Origin of the sequence: Pseudomonas sp. BLCC-B112 (assembly GCF_028550695.1) — a bacterium.
Lineage (GTDB): Bacteria > Pseudomonadota > Gammaproteobacteria > Pseudomonadales > Pseudomonadaceae > Aquipseudomonas > Aquipseudomonas danubii.
Window position 1 is genome coordinate 21,149 of record NZ_JAQQGK010000015.1, and the last position, 17,208, is coordinate 38,356.

At 63.7% G+C, this 17,208-nt stretch carries 12 protein-coding genes; 11 read left to right on the forward strand and 1 reads right to left on the reverse strand.

Annotated elements, in window-relative coordinates; all coding sequences use genetic code 11:
• Positions 1–182 precede the first annotated feature (182 nt).
• The 5 genes from PQT43_RS28945 to PQT43_RS28965 all read left to right on the forward strand — a co-directional run bounded on the left by PQT43_RS28945 (position 183) and on the right by PQT43_RS28965 (position 5,611).
• On the forward strand, positions 183–1,355 hold the full coding sequence (locus PQT43_RS28945) for an efflux RND transporter periplasmic adaptor subunit (RefSeq protein ID WP_272755359.1): 1,173 nt from the start codon (positions 183–185) through the stop codon (positions 1,353–1,355).
• Positions 1,356–3,329: a MacB family efflux pump subunit gene (locus PQT43_RS28950; RefSeq protein ID WP_102880151.1), complete on the forward strand. Its 1,974-nt coding sequence runs from the start codon at positions 1,356–1,358 to the stop codon at positions 3,327–3,329.
• A gap of 7 nt (positions 3,330–3,336) precedes the next feature.
• Positions 3,337–4,728, forward strand: a complete 1,392-nt coding sequence (locus tag PQT43_RS28955; protein WP_267268646.1) for an efflux transporter outer membrane subunit — start codon at positions 3,337–3,339, stop codon at positions 4,726–4,728.
• Positions 4,729–4,845: 117 nt separating this feature from the next.
• The gene (locus PQT43_RS28960; protein ID WP_272755360.1) at positions 4,846–5,145 is read left to right on the forward strand and encodes a DUF3349 domain-containing protein; all 300 of its coding nucleotides are present in this window, start codon (positions 4,846–4,848) and stop codon (positions 5,143–5,145) included.
• A gap of 28 nt (positions 5,146–5,173) precedes the next feature.
• The gene (locus tag PQT43_RS28965) at positions 5,174–5,611 is read left to right on the forward strand and encodes an SMI1/KNR4 family protein (RefSeq protein WP_183001503.1); all 438 of its coding nucleotides are present in this window, start codon (positions 5,174–5,176) and stop codon (positions 5,609–5,611) included.
• Between the two features lie 52 nt (positions 5,612–5,663).
• On the opposite strand, the gene pvdP is transcribed toward PQT43_RS28965, so the two are convergent.
• Positions 5,664–7,292 carry a pyoverdine maturation tyrosinase PvdP gene (gene pvdP, locus PQT43_RS28970; protein WP_110653647.1) on the reverse strand — a complete coding sequence of 543 codons (1,629 nt, stop codon included), beginning with the start codon at positions 7,290–7,292 and terminating at the stop codon, positions 5,664–5,666.
• Between the two features lie 173 nt (positions 7,293–7,465).
• On the opposite strand from pvdP, the gene pvdM reads away from it, so the two are divergent.
• The 6 genes from pvdM to PQT43_RS29000 all read left to right on the forward strand — a co-directional run bounded on the left by pvdM (position 7,466) and on the right by PQT43_RS29000 (position 16,700).
• Positions 7,466–8,815 carry a pyoverdine-tailoring dipeptidase-like protein PvdM gene (gene pvdM / locus PQT43_RS28975; RefSeq protein WP_267268648.1) on the forward strand — a complete coding sequence of 450 codons (1,350 nt, stop codon included), beginning with the start codon at positions 7,466–7,468 and terminating at the stop codon, positions 8,813–8,815.
• A gap of 32 nt (positions 8,816–8,847) precedes the next feature.
• Positions 8,848–10,134 (forward strand): pyoverdine-tailoring periplasmic protein PvdN, encoded by a 1,287-nt coding sequence (gene pvdN / locus PQT43_RS28980; RefSeq protein WP_267268649.1) that lies wholly within the window; start codon positions 8,848–8,850, stop codon positions 10,132–10,134.
• 47 nt (positions 10,135–10,181) lie between these two features.
• Complete coding sequence (gene pvdO / locus PQT43_RS28985; protein WP_170004348.1) at positions 10,182–11,072, forward strand: dihydropyoverdine dehydrogenase; 891 nt, start codon at positions 10,182–10,184, stop codon at positions 11,070–11,072.
• A 32-nt stretch (positions 11,073–11,104) separates the two neighbouring features.
• Positions 11,105–12,124: a GNAT family N-acetyltransferase gene (locus PQT43_RS28990; RefSeq protein WP_272755362.1), complete on the forward strand. Its 1,020-nt coding sequence runs from the start codon at positions 11,105–11,107 to the stop codon at positions 12,122–12,124.
• 329 nt (positions 12,125–12,453) lie between these two features.
• Positions 12,454–14,109 (forward strand): cyclic peptide export ABC transporter, encoded by a 1,656-nt coding sequence (locus tag PQT43_RS28995; RefSeq protein ID WP_272755363.1) that lies wholly within the window; start codon positions 12,454–12,456, stop codon positions 14,107–14,109.
• Positions 14,110–14,222: 113 nt separating this feature from the next.
• Positions 14,223–16,700 carry a TonB-dependent siderophore receptor gene (locus PQT43_RS29000; RefSeq protein WP_180988411.1) on the forward strand — a complete coding sequence of 826 codons (2,478 nt, stop codon included), beginning with the start codon at positions 14,223–14,225 and terminating at the stop codon, positions 16,698–16,700.
• Positions 16,701–17,208: the final 508 nt, after the last annotated feature.

Here is a 17,208-nt window from a genome sequence, read left to right on the forward strand (position 1 = left end):
ATACGCTGATATTTCGTGTTCAAGCAGCTGTAACCCCATGTGTCGGGAGTTAAATTCCCCCACGCGCTTCTCGTTTACCTGACAGCTCCCCGTATCTGCCGCCCCGACGGCAGCGCCCGGCCTTGCCTCATGAAGCAGCAACGGCTGGATGACGGGCCGATTTCCCCTGGCCGGAACCCTGCATGAAACGTCCCCGACATACCCGACGCGCCCTGCTTGCAGCACTCTGCTTGATTCCCGTTGTAGCCATCACTGCCTGGACCTTCATTCCCCCTGGACGGGATCAGTTCGCGACGGTGCAAGTCAGCCGTGGCGATATCGAAAGCAGCGTCACCGCCCTGGGCACCCTGCAGCCCCGACGCTATGTCGACGTCGGCGCCCAGGCCTCCGGGCAGATCCGCAAGATCCACGTCGAGGCCGGCGACACCGTCAACGAAGGCCAATTGCTGGTGGAGATCGACCCCGCCACCCAACAGGCCAAGCTCGACGCCAGCCGTTTCGCCATCGAGAACCTGCAGGCCCAGTTGCAGGAGCAGTACGCCCAGAACCAGCTGGCCCGGCAGAAATACCAGCGCCAGCAGAACCTGGCGGCCGGCGGCGCCACTCGCGAAGAGGACGTACAGACCGCACAGGCCGAACTCAAGGCCACCCAGGCACGCATCGACATGTACAAGGCGCAGATCCGCCAGGCCCAGGCCAGTTTGCGCAGCGACCAGGCGGAGCTGGGCTATACGCGCATCTACGCCCCCATGTCCGGCACCGTGGTGGCGGTGGATGCCCGCGAAGGCCAGACCCTCAACGCCCAGCAGCAGACGCCGCTGATCCTGCGCATCGCCAAACTCTCGCCCATGACCGTCTGGGCCGAAGTCTCGGAAGCCGATATCGGCCACGTCAAACCCGGCATGCAGGCCTACTTCACCACCCTGAGCGGTGGCAACCGGCGCTGGACCAGCACCGTGCGGCAGATCCTGCCCATTCCGCCCAAGCCGCTGAACGAAACCAGCCAGGGCAGCGGCAGCCCCACCAGCACCAGCAAGAGCGGCAGCGGCCGGGTGGTGCTCTACACCGTGCTGCTGGACGTGGACAACGCCGACAACGCGCTGATGGCGGAAATGACCACCCAGGTGTTTTTCGTCGCCAACCAGGCAAAAAATGTCCTCACCGCCCCCATCGCCGCCCTGCAGGGCAGTACTGAGCCGGACCTGCAGATTGCCCGGGTGGTGGCCAAGAACGGTTCGATCGACGAGCGCAAGGTCCGGGTCGGTATCAGTGACCGCCTGCGCATCCAGATCCTCGACGGCTTGAACGAAGGTGATCACCTGCTGATCGGCCCGGCCAACAGCAGCGAGGGTTGAATGCAGACTCCGCTGATCGACCTCAGAGACATCCGCAAATCCTATGGCGGCGGCGACAGCCCGCAAGTCGATGTCCTGCGCGGCATCGACCTGTCGATCCACGCTGGGGAATTCGTCGCCATCGTCGGCGCCTCGGGCTCCGGCAAGTCGACCCTGATGAACATCCTCGGCTGCCTGGACCGTCCGACGTCCGGCGAGTACCTGTTTGCCGGAGAGAACGTCGCCCAGCTCGACAGCGACGAACTGGCCTGGCTGCGCCGCGAAGCTTTTGGCTTCGTGTTCCAGGGCTACCACCTGATCCCCTCGGCCTCGGCCCAGGAAAACGTCGAGATGCCGGCCATCTACGCCGGCACCCCGACCGCCGAACGCCACGCCCGCGCCGCCGCCCTGCTGGAACGCCTGGGCCTGGCCAGTCGCAGCGGCAACCGCCCGCATCAACTGTCCGGCGGTCAGCAGCAACGGGTGTCCATCGCCCGCGCCCTGATGAACGGCGGCCACATCATCCTCGCCGACGAACCCACCGGCGCCCTGGACAGCCACAGCGGCGCCGAAGTCATGGCCCTGCTGGACGAACTGGCCAGCCAGGGCCACGTGGTGATCCTCATCACCCACGACCGTGAAGTGGCGGCCCGGGCCAAGCGCATCATTGAGATCCGCGACGGCGAAATCATCAGCGACACCGCCCACCACGACCCATCGGTACAGACCAGCGCCAACGCCGGCGCCCTGCAGGCAGTGGACCTGCGCCAGCGCCTGGCCGACGGCAGCGAAGCCACCGGCGCCTGGAAAGGCGAACTGCTGGAAGCGGTGCAGGCGGCCTGGCGGGTGATGTGGATCAACCGCTTCCGCACCGCCCTGACCCTGCTGGGGATCGTCATTGGCGTCGCTTCGGTGGTGGTGATGCTGGCGGTGGGCGAAGGCAGCAAACGTCAGGTGATGGCACAGATGGGCGCCTTCGGCTCGAACATCCTTTACCTCAGCGGACACGCGCCCAACCCGCGCGCACCGCAAGGCGTCATCAGCCTCGACGACGTCGCCGCCGTGGCCACCCTGCCCCAGGTCAAGCGCATCATGCCGGTCAACGGCTCGGAAGCCGTGGTGCGTTTCGGCAATGCCGATCACATGAGCTACGTAGGGGGCAACGACACCAACTTCCCGCACATTTTCAACTGGCCGGTGGTCGAAGGCAGCTACTTCACCGAGGCCGACGAACGAGCCGGCGCCGCGGTCGCGGTGATCGGCAAGAAGGTCCGGGAAAAACTGCTCAAGGACGTTGCCAACCCCATCGGCCAGTACATCCTGATCGAAAACGCCCCCTTCCAGGTGGTCGGCGTACTGATGGGCAAAGGCGCCAGCTCCGGCGACCAGGACAGCGACGATCGCATCGCCGTGCCCTACTCCGCCGCCAGCACCCGCCTGTTCGGCAGTCGCAATCCGGAGTACGTGGCCATCGCCGCGGCGGACGCCAGCAAGGTCAAGGAAGCCGAGCAAGCCATCGACCAACTGATGCTGCGCCTGCACAACGGCAAGCGCGACTATGAGCTGACCAACAACGCGGCGATGATCCAGGCCGAGGCCCGCACCCAGAACACCCTGTCCCTGATGCTCGGCGCCATTGCCGCGATCTCGCTACTGGTGGGCGGTATCGGGGTGATGAACATCATGCTCATGACCGTGCGCGAACGCACCCGGGAGATCGGCATCCGCATGGCCACCGGCGCTCGCCAGCGCGACATCCTGCGCCAGTTCCTCACCGAAGCGGTGATGCTCTCGGTGGTCGGCGGCCTGACCGGCATCGCCCTGGCACTGCTGATCGGTGGCGTACTGATCCTCAGTGAAGTGGCGATCGCCTTCTCCCTGGTCGCCGTCCTCGGCGCCTTCGGCTGCGCCCTGGTCACCGGCGTCATCTTCGGCTTCATGCCGGCCCGCAAAGCTGCCCGGCTCGACCCGGTCACGGCCCTTACCAGTGAATGATCGATCGATGAAAACACCCCTGAGCCTTCTGGCCGCCTGCATCCTGCTGGCCGCCTGCAGCAGCCCCGCACCGCGCCCGGACAGCGGCCTGCAAGCACCCGCCACCTGGCAAACAGCCACCCCCCCCGCCGCCCAGGCCGACAACCGGCAATGGTGGAGCCAGTTCGCCAGCCCGGACCTGGACCGCCTGATCGCCCAGGCCCGCGATGGCAGCTTCGACCTCGCCGCGGCCATGGCGCGGGTACGCCAGGCCCAGGCCAGCGCCGTGATCACCGGCGCGCCACTGCTGCCCGAGCTCAAGGGCGGGCTCAACGCCAACCGGCAGAAACTGCTGCGCGGCAAGGGCTACAGCAAGTTGGACGCCACCAGCGACAACCAGGCTGTGGACTATTTCGACGCCAGCCTCAGCGCCAGCTACGAGATCGACTTCTGGGGCGGCCGCCACGCCGCCCGCGACAGCGCCCTGCTGGGGGTCAAGGCCAGCGAGTTCGACCGGGCCACCGTGGAACTGACCCTGCTCAGCGGCGTCGCCAACAGCTACACCCAGGCCCTGGCGCTGAGCGAACAAAGCCGGATCGCCCAGCTGAATCTGGACAACGCCCTGAACGTGCTCAAGCTGGTGCAGACCCGCTACGACTCGGGCTCGGCCACCGCCCTGGAACTGGCCCAACAACGCAGCCTGGTCGCCGCCCAGCAACGCCAGTTGCCCCTGGCGCAGCAACAGGCCGAGGAAGCCCGGATCACCCTCGCCGCCCTGCTCGGGCAACCGGTGCAGGCGCTCAACCTGGGCCACCAGGACTTCACCCAACTGCAATGGCCGAGCATCAATGCCGGCGTCCCCAGCGACCTGCTGAGCCGGCGCCCGGACATTGCCAGCGCCGAGGCCAAACTGGCCGCAGCCCAGGCCGACGTCAAAGTGGCGCGGGCGGCCATGTTGCCCAGCGTGACCCTGAGCGCCAGCCTCGGCTCCGGCGCCAGTCACGCCCCGGATCTGCTGCGCAGCCCCTTCTACAACCTCGGCGCGGGGCTGGTGGCGCCGATCTTCAACGCCGGACGCCTGAGCGCCGAACGGGACAAAGCCACGGCCCGCCAAGAAGAACTGCTGGAAAGCTATCGGGGGGCGATCATCAATGGTTTTGCCGATGTGGAAAAAGCCCTCAACAGCATTCGCGGCCTGGACCAGCAACGCCAGTGGCAGAGCGAGGAGTTGAATCAGGCGCAACGGGCCTTCGAGATTGCCCAGAGCCGCTACCAGGCAGGCGCCGAAGACCTGCTGACCGTGCTGGAAACCCAGCGCACCCTGTACGCCGCCCAGGATCAGAACGTGCAACTGCGGCTGTCACGGCTGCAGTCCAGCATTGCCCTGTACAAGGCCCTGGGCGGCGGCTGGAATCAATGAATCACCAAAGTCTCGCATGGCCGGCGGCATCACCACTGGCCATCGTCGCAGCGACGGCCAGGCCCCTGATGACCTAGAATCGTGCGACCACCAACAGACGCGAGCAACACCCCCACCATGCCCATCGGAACCGAGCTGGACGCCTCCCTGGCAGACGTACTGTCGATGCTGAAAAGAGCATTCCCGAACGGAGTCAGCCCAACCGATTACCGCCCTCTTCTGGCAGCGCTATATGAACATCTGTCAGATCGAAACCTGGCGAATGTCATCTCACAGCTCACCCACAAGGACCCGGATCTGGTCCTCAACGAGATCTACGAGGCCGTGACCAGCAAGAAACCGAAAGCTCAGGAGATAGCATCGCTAACTCGGCGCCTGAACCATCACGGAGCGTCTGAAACACTGGCCGACACCTGATGCCTCGCCCCTCAAGAAGACCAGGACAATGAACTTCAGTGAATTTGAACAACTGCTGAATGCCAAGAAGAACCTCCATCCGATCTGGTTTGAGCTCCCTTCGGACAGCGCCGCCACCGAGGAGGACATCACCGAGGCTCAAAATGACCTGGCGCTGCGACTTCCTGTCGAGTACCGCCAGTTCCTGCTGAAGCATGGGGGCGGCTACTTTGCCTTGGGAATCGTCTACTCACTGGACAGAGACAGCGATTTCAACCTGGCCAGAATCAATCGACAACACCCACTGATTGGCAAGTGTCATCTGTTGTTTTCAGAGAACGGCTGCGGCGACTTCTACGGATTCCGGATTGAAAATAACCAATGCCTGGCAGAGGTGTGCTTTTTTGATCATGAAACCCAAGCATGGCAGCAGACCGGATACCCAGAACTGTTCAGCTTCCTGGCCGAAGTGGCCCTTTCGATCTGAACACCCCTAGCAACGACCTCCAGACTCGAAGTTCGCGATCAGCCCGGCGCCACTACAACAGCCGCTGCCTGACCTTCAAATGCCGCGCATACCAGGGCCGGCGCGGCACCTTGCGCAGCAGATCGGCCAACTGCTTTTCATCCTCGATAAAGGTGATGCGCAGGGCCAGCTTCATGGTTTCCGGGTCCATCTCCACGGTCTTGCCGGTCTGCAATCCAGGGATAGTGCTGCAACCGTGGGTCACCGGCCCCAGCCAGGGATCGCCGGCCTCGACCCAGCGCCCCGGGGCGAACCAGGGCACGCCATTGACTTCCAGACGCTTGAGCTCGCCGGGATGGAAACGCTCGTGGGCGCGGAACCAGTCCTCCAGGCGGTCGTCGATCCAGCCATGGAAACGCCAGAACACCGGGCTGACATGGGAGGAGAACGGGTCGCCGAGAAAGTCGTTTTCCGGCTGGTACCAGCGCGGGGAAAAGTCCGCCGGATCGCGGGCCATGGGCACCGGTGCACCGCTGGAAGGATCACGCGGCACCGAGGCCCAGCGCATGTGCAGCCAGTCGTGCAGGCCCAGTTCAATCTCCGAGCCGAACTGGCCCAGGGTCAGGTTCGCCAGGTAGCGCGGGTTGCGATACTGCGACTCCCAGACCTGGAAGTTGCTGTGGTATGTCTCGCCGGCCTTGATGTCGCTGACCCACTGGCTGTAGTCGTCATCGTCATCGGCCAGCCACGCTGGCGGCAGGGAACCGCCGTCATGGTTGTCGAAATAGCGGGCGAAGCCCAGGCGATCACGCAGCAGTTCCGGCTGCGGCAGGGGGAAATGCTGCCAGGACGGCAAGTCCTGCATGGAACGCGCCGTGCCCAGCATGTGCCGGTGCATGAAGAAGAAATCGATGCCCGAGCCATTGCGATCCTTCTTCGGACCGCGCGCATCGCGCTCCTGCCCCCGAGGACCGGGCTGCCAGCCGATGCCGCGCAGGGCGTCACGCTTCTCTTCGGACAGCCGGTGCCACTTGTCCCGGGTCGCGTGCCACAGCTGGTGGAACAACCGATGCTCGGGCGACACCAGCCAGGCCTGCAGCGTCGGGTTCAGGCCGATACGCTGGCGGGCTTCGGGAAACATCTGCTTGGTGGCGACAAAGCGGTTGTCCAGGGCGGGCAGCGCCAGGGGCCGGTCCAGGCGCTCGACACGGCCGCTCAGGGTGCCGCTGCCGGCGTTGGCGAAATCGGCCCAGACTTCATCCAGGCTCATCTTGAACTCATAAGTGGCGGCACCGTCCACCGCCGTGGCAGGAATCAACCGCCAGTACATTTCACCCGGCTGCGGGCTCACCAGGTCGGCAACGATCCGGTAGCGCGGCTCGGCGGCGCCGCGCAGGCCCTCGGCGGTGTCCAGGTAACCGCGCAGGCCACGCCCGCGCTGGGCGATGTCGAGAAACACTTCCAAGTCCTGGCGCCCCAAGCCATCGAGCCCGGCATCGGCGCCTTCAAAGCGAATGCTCCAGATGCCCCGCAACTGGTCCGCCAGGCGTTGCCCGGCGGTATCCGCCAGGTCCACCGTGGCCTCGCCCGGGGTGATCGGGAATTCCTCACGCGTCAACTCGCGATGCACATAAAACGCCGCCGGCACGGCAGCGCCAGTCAGCGCCAAGCCCGCCATGAACCCTCGTCGAGAAATCGTCATTGCCCTACCTGTGTCAGCCCTGATGCAGGCTTTATCCAAGCTAGAACGTTTATTGCCCACGGAAATTTACCGCCCGCGCAGGGGGCTTAAATTTCCTCGTCACTGGCTCGTTCTTCCCAGATAGCAAAGGCCCCTGTGCCTGCACCTTGACGGCGAAACCGACTGAGATGGCAATGACAAAACCACGTTCGAAGAAGGCTCTTTACATTGGCCTGCCGCTGGCCCTGGCGATTGGCGCCGGCGCCGGCTTCCTGGCCTGGGACTACTGGTTCAGGGACAACCCCGGCTATCCGGTCAAGCTGATGAAGCAGGCAGAAGAACTGCAGGAGCGCATCCTCTCCTTCGACAGCCACATTACCGTGCCCCTGGATTTCGGCAGTGCCGGCAACGAGGCCGACAAGGACGGCAGCGGCCAGTTCGACCTAGCCAAGGCCGGACGCGGGCGCCTGTCCGGCGCAGCCCTGACGATCTTTGGCTGGCCGGAAATCTGGAACGGCGCAAATGCCCCTCATCGTCCCACGGCGGGCTTTGTCGACGCCGCGCGCAACGAGCAGGAAGCGCGCTACAAGATCCTCACCGGCATGGTCCGCGACTTCCCCAACCAGGTGGCCATTGCCCACACCCCGGAAGAGTTCCGCCGCCTCAACGGCGAAGGCAAGTTCGCGGTGTTCCTCAGCATGCTCAACGCCTACCCCCTGGGCACCGATCTCAACCAGCTCGATCTCTGGGCGGCCCGGGGCATGCGCATGTTCGGTTTCAGCTACGTGGGCAACAACGCCTGGTCCGATTCCTCGCGGCCACTGCCGTTCTTCAACGACACCCCGGATGCCCTGGGCGGGCTGTCCGACCTGGGCCGGCAGGCCGTGCGCCGGCTCAACGACCTGGGGGTGATCATCGATGTTTCGCAGATGTCGACCAAGGCCCTGGAGCAAGTCAGCCAGCTCAGCCGCGCGCCCTTCGTCGCCTCGCACTCGGCGCCCCGGGCCCTGGTGGATATCCCGCGCAACCTCAGCGACAAGGAAATGCAGCTGATCAAGGACAGCGGCGGCGTGGTGCAGATCGTCGGTTTCCCCACCTACCTGCGCCCCCTGAGCCAAGCGACCCGGGACAAGCTCAACGCCCTGCGCGCGCGTTTCGACCTGCAACCCTTGACCGGGCTGGAAATGGCCCTGATGCCCGGCGACGCCATCATCACCGTGTGGCCCGAACAGCGTTTCGGCGAATACGCCGGCGAGCTGTACAGCATTGTCGAAGCAGAACCCAAGGCCACCCTCAAGGACTTCGGCGACGCCATCGATTACGCCGTGAAGAAGATCGGCATCGACCACGTCGGCATCAGTTCGGACTTCAACGACGGCGGCGGCCTGGACGGCTGGAAGGATGTCAGCGAGGGCCGCAACGTCACCGCCGAACTGCTGCAGCGCGGCTACAGCGAAGCAGATATCGCCAAGCTCTGGGGCGGCAACTTCCTGCGGGTCTGGGAGCAGGTGCAGAAGTCCGCCAAGCCCCTGGCCAATCGCTGATCCCCCCTTTTGCCAACCAGTGAAATGAGCTCATGACCGATCGCCGTACATTTCTCAAACAGGCCGGCATCCTCGCCGCCGGCCTGCCTCTGGGCGCCAGTGCCCTGGCCGCGTCCGGCACCAGCGCTAGCGCCCCGGCGCCCACGCCCAAGGACCCATGGGCGCAACTGCGCCTGCTGTTCGACCAGGACCCGGACTCCATTCACTTTTCCAACTTCCTGGTGACCTCGCACCCAAGGCCCGTGCGTGAAGCCATCGAACGGCATCGCGCCAATATCGACCGCAACCCCGGGCTGGCCATGGACTGGGACCTGCAGGAACCCTGGAAACGCGAGGCCGAGGTGCGTCGATGGGCGGGTCGCTACCTGCAAGCCAAGCCCGGCCAGATCGCCCTCACCGGCAGCACCAGCGAAGGCCTGGCGATGATCTATGGCGGCCTTCACGTGCGGCCCGATCAGGAGATCCTGACCACGGTGCACGAACACTACGCCACCGAGTACAGCCTGGAATATCGCGTGCGCAAGCAAGGCACCCAGGTGCGCAAGATCAGCCTGTTCAAGGACCCGCACCGGGTGTCCAAAGATGAAATCCTGGACTCGATCAAGCGCAGTATCCGCCCCAATACCCGAGTCCTGGGCATGACCTGGGTGCAGTCGGGCAGCGGCGTGAAACTGCCGATCGGCGAGATCGGCCAGTTGGTGGACGAGTTCAACCGCAACCGCGACGACAAAGACCGAATCATCTATGTGGTGGATGGGGTCCACGGGTTTGGCGTGGACAACCTGGACTTCCCCGACATGCACTGCGACTACTTCATTTCCGGCACCCACAAGTGGATGTTCGGCCCTCGCGGCACCGGGATCATCTGTGCCCGTTCCGAGGAGCTCAAGGACGTTACCCCCAGCGTGCCGACCTTTTCCGAGGACAACAATTTCGCCACCAGCATGACCCCCGGCGGCTACCACGCCTTTGAACACCGCTGGGCCCTGGATGAAGCCTTCAAGCTGCATTTGCAATTGGGCAAGGCCCAGGTCCAGGCGCGCATCCACGCCCTCAACAGCTACCTCAAGCAACGTCTGCAGGAGCTGCCCCAAGTGGAGCTGGTCACCCCCCTGAGCCCCGAGCTGTCAGCGGGCTTCACCTTCTTCCGGATCAAGAATCAGGACTGCGACAAATTCGCCGCCTACCTGATGGCCAATCGGGTGGTGGTCGATGCCGTGGACCGCGACGTCGGTCCGGTGATCCGTACCGCGCCTGGCCTGCTCAACGACGAACAACAGATCGATCGCTTCATGGACCTGCTGCGCAAAAAGGTCTGAAACCGCTCCTCCTTGCGCCCTGCGTCACTTTTAAAAAGAGAGTCATGATGAAACAGCATTCACTGAGCACCGCCCTCCGCCCGCCCCTGGCCAGTCTCTCCCTGGCCCTGCTGTTGAGCCTGTTACTGCCGACCGCCGCCCAGGCCGCCGCCTCGCCCCAGCCGGGCAAGGTGTTCAAGGACTGCAAGGACTGTCCGGAAATGGTGGTGCTGCCCGCCGGCACCTTCATCATGGGCACCCCCGCTGACGAGGTCGGCCGCCAGGAGGACGAAGGTCCGATGCATGAAGTGACCTTCGCCAAGCCGTTCGCCATCGGGCGCTTCCAGGTCCTGGCCGGCGAATGGGCGACCTACCTGAAGGAAACCGGCTACCAGATGCCCGACGGCGACACGCGCCCTGGCCGCGAATGCAAGGCCGGCAAACCCCGCTACGAAGTCGGTCCGCGCCAACCGGCGGTATGCATGGACTTCAACGAAGCCCAGGCCTACACCGCCTGGCTGTCCAAGCGCACCGGCCAGCACTACTTCATCGTCAGCGAAGCCATGCGCGAATACGCGGCCCGCGCCGGCAGTACCGGCCCCTTCCCCTTCCCTTTCGACGAGGGCAAGGAGTACAGCATCGCCAAGCACGCCAACACCTACGGCCCGGAAGACGGCTTCAGCTTCACCTCACCAGCCGGCTCCTTCCCCGCCAACGCCTTCGGCGTCTACGACATGCACGGCAATGTCTACGAGTTCACCCCCGACTGCTGGCATGAAAACTATGTCGGCGCCCCCACCGACGGCAGCGCCTGGACCGAGCCCAACTGCAGCGTCCTGCAGATGCGCGGCAACGATTGGACCGAAGCGCCGATTTTTTCCCGCTCAGGCAACCGCAACAACATCTACCCCACCGATCGTGGTGACTGGCTGGGGTTCCGGGTTGCCCGCGACCTTTGACCTTCCCCCTCATCGACTGACGGAGACACACCATGAAAGCAGCTTTGTTCACCCTGTCGCTGAGCGACGGTTCCACCGCCAGCGTGCATGACGCCGAAGAGAACCAGGGCAGCCTGCACACCGAGGGCTTCGCGGCACTGACCTTTCGCAGCGATGGCGAACTGATCGAGATCGCCGGCGAGATTGCCCCCAACTACCCGGCCAGCGCGCTGCTGGCCTTGTTGGGCGGGCATTTCTGCTACAAGAAAAAGTCCGCCCAGGTGCGGGTTCGCCTGCGTGCCAGCCGCGACTTTGCCGTGTCAGCCATCCGCCAGGGGGTCTTTGACACCTTGCTCGCCGCCGATGCCCACCAGGTGGAGCTACAGTGCCGACGCGGCACCTTCTGGCAGCACCCGCTGCCCTGGCTCAGCGCTCCGGCCAGCGCCCACACCGCGCCCTTCTACCAGTTCAGCGGCGAGAAACGTCACCCACAACGCCCGCCACTGCCCCAGGGCGAGGTGTACCGCCGTCGACTGCCGGGGCTCAACACCGAGTTCAGCCTGCGCACCATCGATCCGGACCGTGACCTGCAAGCCTTCAATCGCTGGATGAACCTGGAGCAGGTGGCGTTCTTCTGGGAGCAGGCCGGCAGCCTCGACGAGCACGCCGCCTATCTGCAAGACATGCTCGCCGACCCGCGGGTCCATCCGTTGATCGGCTGCTACGACGACGAGCCTTTCGCCTACTTCGAAGTCTACTGGTGCAAGGAAGACCGCATCGCCCCCTACTACGACGTGCAGGACCACGACCGCGGCTGGCACGTGGTGGTGGGCGAGAACAAGCACCAGGGCATCGGCAAGCTCAAGGGCTGGTTCAATTCGCTGATGCACTACATGTTCCTGGATGATCCACGCACCCAGCGCATCCTTGGCGAACCGCGCATCGACCATGACCGGCAGATCGACTTCCTCAAGTCCCAGGGCTTCGGTCACTTGAAGGACATTCAACTGGCCCACAAGAAAGCCGCTCTGCTGCGCCTGGAACGCGAGTTCTTCTTCGATCGACCACTTTGAGCTGATCCAGCGGTCGCTGCAGCCTCCCTGCAGCGACCGACGCACGGCGCGACGCCAGGCCTGCGCTAAATCCCCCCAGCGCCACTTCGTCTTCTCTGCAACGGTCTTGAGTCAAGCCCCGTCCCGAACGCGACAGCCTCCTCAAGCCCGGCATTGAAGCGCACGGCACTGCACGCCGCGTCGCGCTGTGCACCCCGGCCCCTTGCCCGTATCTCGATCCATTCCAGAGGAAGCGCACCAGATGAACCCGACGGCTGCACCCCGGCCCCCATGCCCCAACGCAAACCGCCTCTCACCCGCCCTTATCCGTGCTTGAACCAGGAGTCATCATGAACAGCCCTCCGCGTAGCCGCAGCGCCATCCGTGACCTGCTGGGCCTGCTCAAACCTTTCTGGCCCACCGTGGCCGTATCGATCGTGCTGGGCATCATCGGCGGCCTGAGCATCACCGTCCTGTTGGCGACCATCAACCAGGCCCTGAACGGCGCCGACGGCCTCAGTCGCGGCGTGGTCCTGACCTTCGCCGGGCTGTGCCTGCTGGCGCTGCTGTGTTCGATTCTGTCGGACATCGGCAGCAACTACGTCGGCCAGCACATCATCAGCAAGCTGCGCAAAGACCTGGGGGAAAAAGTCCTCAGCGCGCCCATCGAGCAGATCGAACGCTATCGCAGCCATCGCCTGATCCCGGTACTGACCCACGACATCGACACCATCAGCGACTTCGCCTTCGCCTTTGCGCCACTGGCCATTTCCCTGACCGTGACCCTGGGCTGCCTGGGTTACCTGGCCCTGCTCTCATGGCCGATGTTCCTGCTGATGCTGGTGGCCATCGTGATTGGCTGCAGCGTGCAGTTTGTCGCGCAGACCAAGGGCATCAAGGGCTTCATGGACGCCCGGGATGAAGAGGACAACCTGCAAAAGCACTACAACGCCATTGCCGACGGCGCCAAGGAACTGCGCATCCACCGGCCGCGCCGCAACCGCATGTTCAACCAGCGGATCAAGCACAGCGCCGAGCACATCTGCAACAAACAGATCGAGTCGGTGAACATTTTCATCGTCGCCAAGACCTTCGGCTCCATGCTGTTTTTCGTGGTCATCGGCCTGGCCCTGGCCCTGCAGTCCTTCTGGCCCAACAACGACCGCGCAGTGATGAGCGGTTTCGTCCTGGTGCTGCTGTACATGAAGGGCCCCCTGGAGTTGCTGATCGGCAACCTGCCGATTGTCAGCCGCGCCCAGGTGGCCTTCCGCCGCATCGCCGAACTGTCCGAGCGCTTCTCCTCCCCCGAACCGCACCTGCTGCTCAGTGAAACCGCGAGCCAAGCCCAGACTGTGCACAGCCTGGAACTGCACGATGTGCGCTACGCCTTCCCGGCCGTCGAAGGCAGCGCGCCCTTTGCCCTAGGCCCGGTGAACCTACGAATCAAGCAGGGCGACATCGTCTTCATCGTTGGCGAGAACGGCTGCGGCAAGACCACCCTGATCAAGCTGCTGCTGGGCCTGTACCGACCCCAGGAAGGCGAGATCCGCCTCAACGGCCACGCGGTCACCGCCAAGACCCGCGACGACTATCGGCAACTGTTCACCACCATCTTTGCCGACTACTACCTGTTCGACGACCTGGTCCAGGGCGGCGAACAACTGCCCGAAGAGGCCGAACAATATCTGCGCCGCCTGGAGATCGGGCACAAGGTGAGCATCCGCGACGGGGCCTTCACCACCACCGACCTGTCCACCGGGCAACGCAAGCGACTGGCGCTGGTCAACGCCTGGATCGAAGAACGCCCGGTGCTGGTGTTCGACGAATGGGCCGCCGACCAGGACCCGACCTTCCGGCGCGTTTTCTACACCGAGCTGCTGCCGGACCTCAAACGCCTGGGCAAGACCATCATCGTCATCTCCCACGACGATCGCTATTTCGACATTGCCGACCAGTTGGTGCGCATGGAAGCGGGCAAGGTCAGTTGCGAACTCGAACCGGCTTGATTTTTTTCGTCTCGGCTTTCCGGTTTTCGGGAAGTCGAACGTCTCATAACAAGTTTGAGAAACATTCACATTTAAAACGAATTCCCATTGCCGCTTAATAAGAGCAAATGAACATGCCAGCACCTCTTGGACTCACCCCCCTGAAAACAGCCCTGCTCATGCGCCATGCGCTGCGGCCGAGCTTGCGTCCCTATCTGCTTGGGGCCGTATTGGCGCTGCCCTGTGCCGCCCAGGTACAGGCCCAGCAAGCCAATTTCGATATTCCTGCACAGTCACTGGGCAGCGCCTTGCAGACATTCGGCCAGCAAGCCGACCTGCAAGTGCTCTACAACCAGGACAGCGTCCAGGGCAAGCGCAGCACGGCGATCAAGGGCGCCTTACAGCCCGACCAGGCCCTGTCGCAACTGCTGCGCGGGACCGGGGTGAGTTATCAGCGCCAAGGCAACACCGTGACCCTGGTGCAAAGCAGTGGGGCTGTGGAGCTGGGGACCATGAACATTTCCACTCAGGGGCTGGGGAGCACCACTGAGGGGACTGGTTCCTACACCACCGGGCAAAGCAACTCGGCCACGCGCATGGACCTGTCCCTGCGTGAAACGCCGCAGTCGGTGAGCGTCATCACCCGCCAGCAGATGGATGACCAAGGGTTGACCGAACTGGCGCACGTCATGCAGCAGACCCCCGGGATCACGGTCAACCGCGAGAGCTCCGAAGGCTACGTGTATTACTCGCGGGGCTTTGAAATCCAGAACTTCCAGTACGACGGCATTCCCAGCCTGGGCACCGACGGCGGCAACATCCGCGACAACTACAGCATCGGCAACACCCTGATCTACGACCGCATCGAAGTGCTCAAGGGCGCCACCGGCCTGGTCAACGGCATCGGCTATCCGTCCGGGGTGATCAACATGGTGCGCAAGCGCCCCACCCGGGAATTCCAGGGCCACGTCGCCGCTGGCGCCGGTTCCTGGGACCGCTACACCAGCGAAGTGGACGTTTCCGGCCCGCTGGTGGAAGGCGGTGCGATACGCGGACGGATGGTGGCCGGCACCGGCAAGCGCAACAGCTTCATCGACTATCAGAAAGGTGAGCAGAACGTCTTCTACGGCATTCTCGAAGGCGACCTGAGCGACGCCACCACCCTCAGCGTCGGCTACGACTACCAGAAGAACAACAACGACGCCACGACCAACACCAGCTTGCCGGTGTTCTACAAGAACGGTAATCGGATCAAGTTCTCCCGTTCCACCAACCCGGCGGACAAGTTCGCCTACCGCAACCAGGAAACCCAGCACGCCTTTGTCGGCCTCGATCACCAGTTCGACAACGACTGGACCTTCAAGGCGACGGTCAACACACGCAAGTACACCTCGCGGGAAATCATTGCCGGCATGTCCAGCGAGCACGTCAACCTCGACAACAGCCAGGACTATGGCTACCTGCCGCCGGGCGGCGTGGCCAACTTCGGCTCCAACAGCGACGAGAAGTCCTTCGATGCCTACGCCAAGGGTCCGTTCGCGCTGTTTGGGCGCACCCACGAACTGGTGCTGGGCTACAACTATTCCCACGCCACCACCCGCTCCAAGCGTATCGACGGCACCACCACTGGAGTCATCGACGACGTGCTGAACTGGAACAACAGCATGCCCTACCCGACCGACTGGGCCTGGTGGTCGACCTTCGACATCAAGAGCACCCAGAAAGTCTCCTACGCAGCGGTGATCCTCAAACCCACCGACGCCCTGAACTTCATACTCGGTGCCCGGGTCACCGACTACGACTGGCAGATCGATCGGGTCAACGCCCTGCGCCAACTGCCGCGCATCTCCACCACCAACTCCGGGGAAGTCATTCCCTATGCCGGCATCACCTATGACCTGGACGACTACCACACGGTCTACGCCAGCTACACCGACATCTTCAAGCCACAGCCCTACAGCCTGGACGTCAGCGGCAAGTCCCTGGAGCCGCTCACCGGGCAGAGCTACGAAGTGGGGGTCAAGGGTGAATACTTCGACCGTCGCCTGAACGCCAGCCTGGCGCTGTTCCAGCTCAAGCAGGACAACCTGGGCGAGAATACCGGCGTCATGGGCGTTGACGGCTTCGAGGCCATGCGCGCGATCAAGGGCGCCACCACCAACGGCATCGAACTGGAAATGGCCGGTGAAGTGCTGCCGGACTGGAACGTCAACGCCGGCTACGTCTACCAGGAATCCTACGACGCCAAGAACAAGCGCGTGGCCACCACCCAGCCACAGCACTTGTTCAAGGTAGCCACCACCTATCGCCTGCCTGCCGAACTGAACAAAGTCACCGTAGGCGGCAACATGCAATGGCAGAGCTCGACCTCCTTCGTCGACAACAGCTTCGTCGATGCCGCCTACAACCAACTGCCCAGCCACAAATTCACCCGTGCCAGCTACGCCGTGGTGGGCCTGATGAGCAGCTACGACTTCAACCAGAACCTCAAGGCCACGGTCAACCTGAACAACGTCTTCGACCGCAACTACTACAGCGGTATCGGCACCTACAACTCGGTCTACTACGGCGACCCGCGCAACGTCATGTTCAACGTCAAATACAGCTTCTGATTCCCCTTGGTTGAACCCCTCCCCGCCCCGGTCACCGGTGCGGGGATTTTTTTGCCCGAGGCGCCAGCATCGACCTGATGTCTCGCCCTCAGTCTTCGGCATACGCATTGGTATTGGATTTTCGTAGGAGCCGGCTTGCCGGCGAAGAGGCTCGTGAGACATGCATTGCCCGGACGGACGCCTTCGCTGGCAAGCCAGCTCCTACACAAACGCACCCCACCCTTAGCTTCAGGCCGGCCGGCAGGCCGCCGTCACGCTCTTGATCTTGATCTGAACGCCCCGTTAACCACGATGGCTCAATGCCGGAGTTCGGGCATGCCGAGCCTAGGCGAGGCACCGAGTGGAGGGGCAAAGCCCTTTGGTTACTTTGGGGCCCCAAAGTGACTCGCCGTAAGGGCGAAACCGCCAGCCGCCGCACCCGCAGCAATGGATAAGCCCCCTAACCGCCAGCCACCACCCCCGCAGCAATGGATCTGCACTCCAACCCCCGCCGCAAAAGCCCAACCAC

Excerpts from the sequence above, each read along its gene's own strand:
- PQT43_RS28945 (WP_272755359.1), top strand. The coding sequence starts at position 183 with ATGAAACGTCCCCGACATACCCGACGCGCCCTGCTTGCAGCACTCTGC.
- PQT43_RS28950 (WP_102880151.1), top strand. The coding sequence starts at position 1,356 with ATGCAGACTCCGCTGATCGACCTCAGAGACATCCGCAAATCCTATGGC.
- PQT43_RS28955 (WP_267268646.1), top strand. The coding sequence starts at position 3,337 with ATGAAAACACCCCTGAGCCTTCTGGCCGCCTGCATCCTGCTGGCCGCC.
- PQT43_RS28960 (WP_272755360.1), top strand. The coding sequence starts at position 4,846 with ATGCCCATCGGAACCGAGCTGGACGCCTCCCTGGCAGACGTACTGTCG.
- PQT43_RS28965 (WP_183001503.1), top strand. The coding sequence starts at position 5,174 with ATGAACTTCAGTGAATTTGAACAACTGCTGAATGCCAAGAAGAACCTC.
- pvdP (WP_110653647.1), bottom strand. The coding sequence starts at position 7,292 with ATGACGATTTCTCGACGAGGGTTCATGGCGGGCTTGGCGCTGACTGGC.
- pvdM (WP_267268648.1), top strand. The coding sequence starts at position 7,466 with ATGACAAAACCACGTTCGAAGAAGGCTCTTTACATTGGCCTGCCGCTG.
- pvdN (WP_267268649.1), top strand. The coding sequence starts at position 8,848 with ATGACCGATCGCCGTACATTTCTCAAACAGGCCGGCATCCTCGCCGCC.
- pvdO (WP_170004348.1), top strand. The coding sequence starts at position 10,182 with ATGAAACAGCATTCACTGAGCACCGCCCTCCGCCCGCCCCTGGCCAGT.
- PQT43_RS28990 (WP_272755362.1), top strand. The coding sequence starts at position 11,105 with ATGAAAGCAGCTTTGTTCACCCTGTCGCTGAGCGACGGTTCCACCGCC.
- PQT43_RS28995 (WP_272755363.1), top strand. The coding sequence starts at position 12,454 with ATGAACAGCCCTCCGCGTAGCCGCAGCGCCATCCGTGACCTGCTGGGC.
- PQT43_RS29000 (WP_180988411.1), top strand. The coding sequence starts at position 14,223 with ATGCCAGCACCTCTTGGACTCACCCCCCTGAAAACAGCCCTGCTCATG.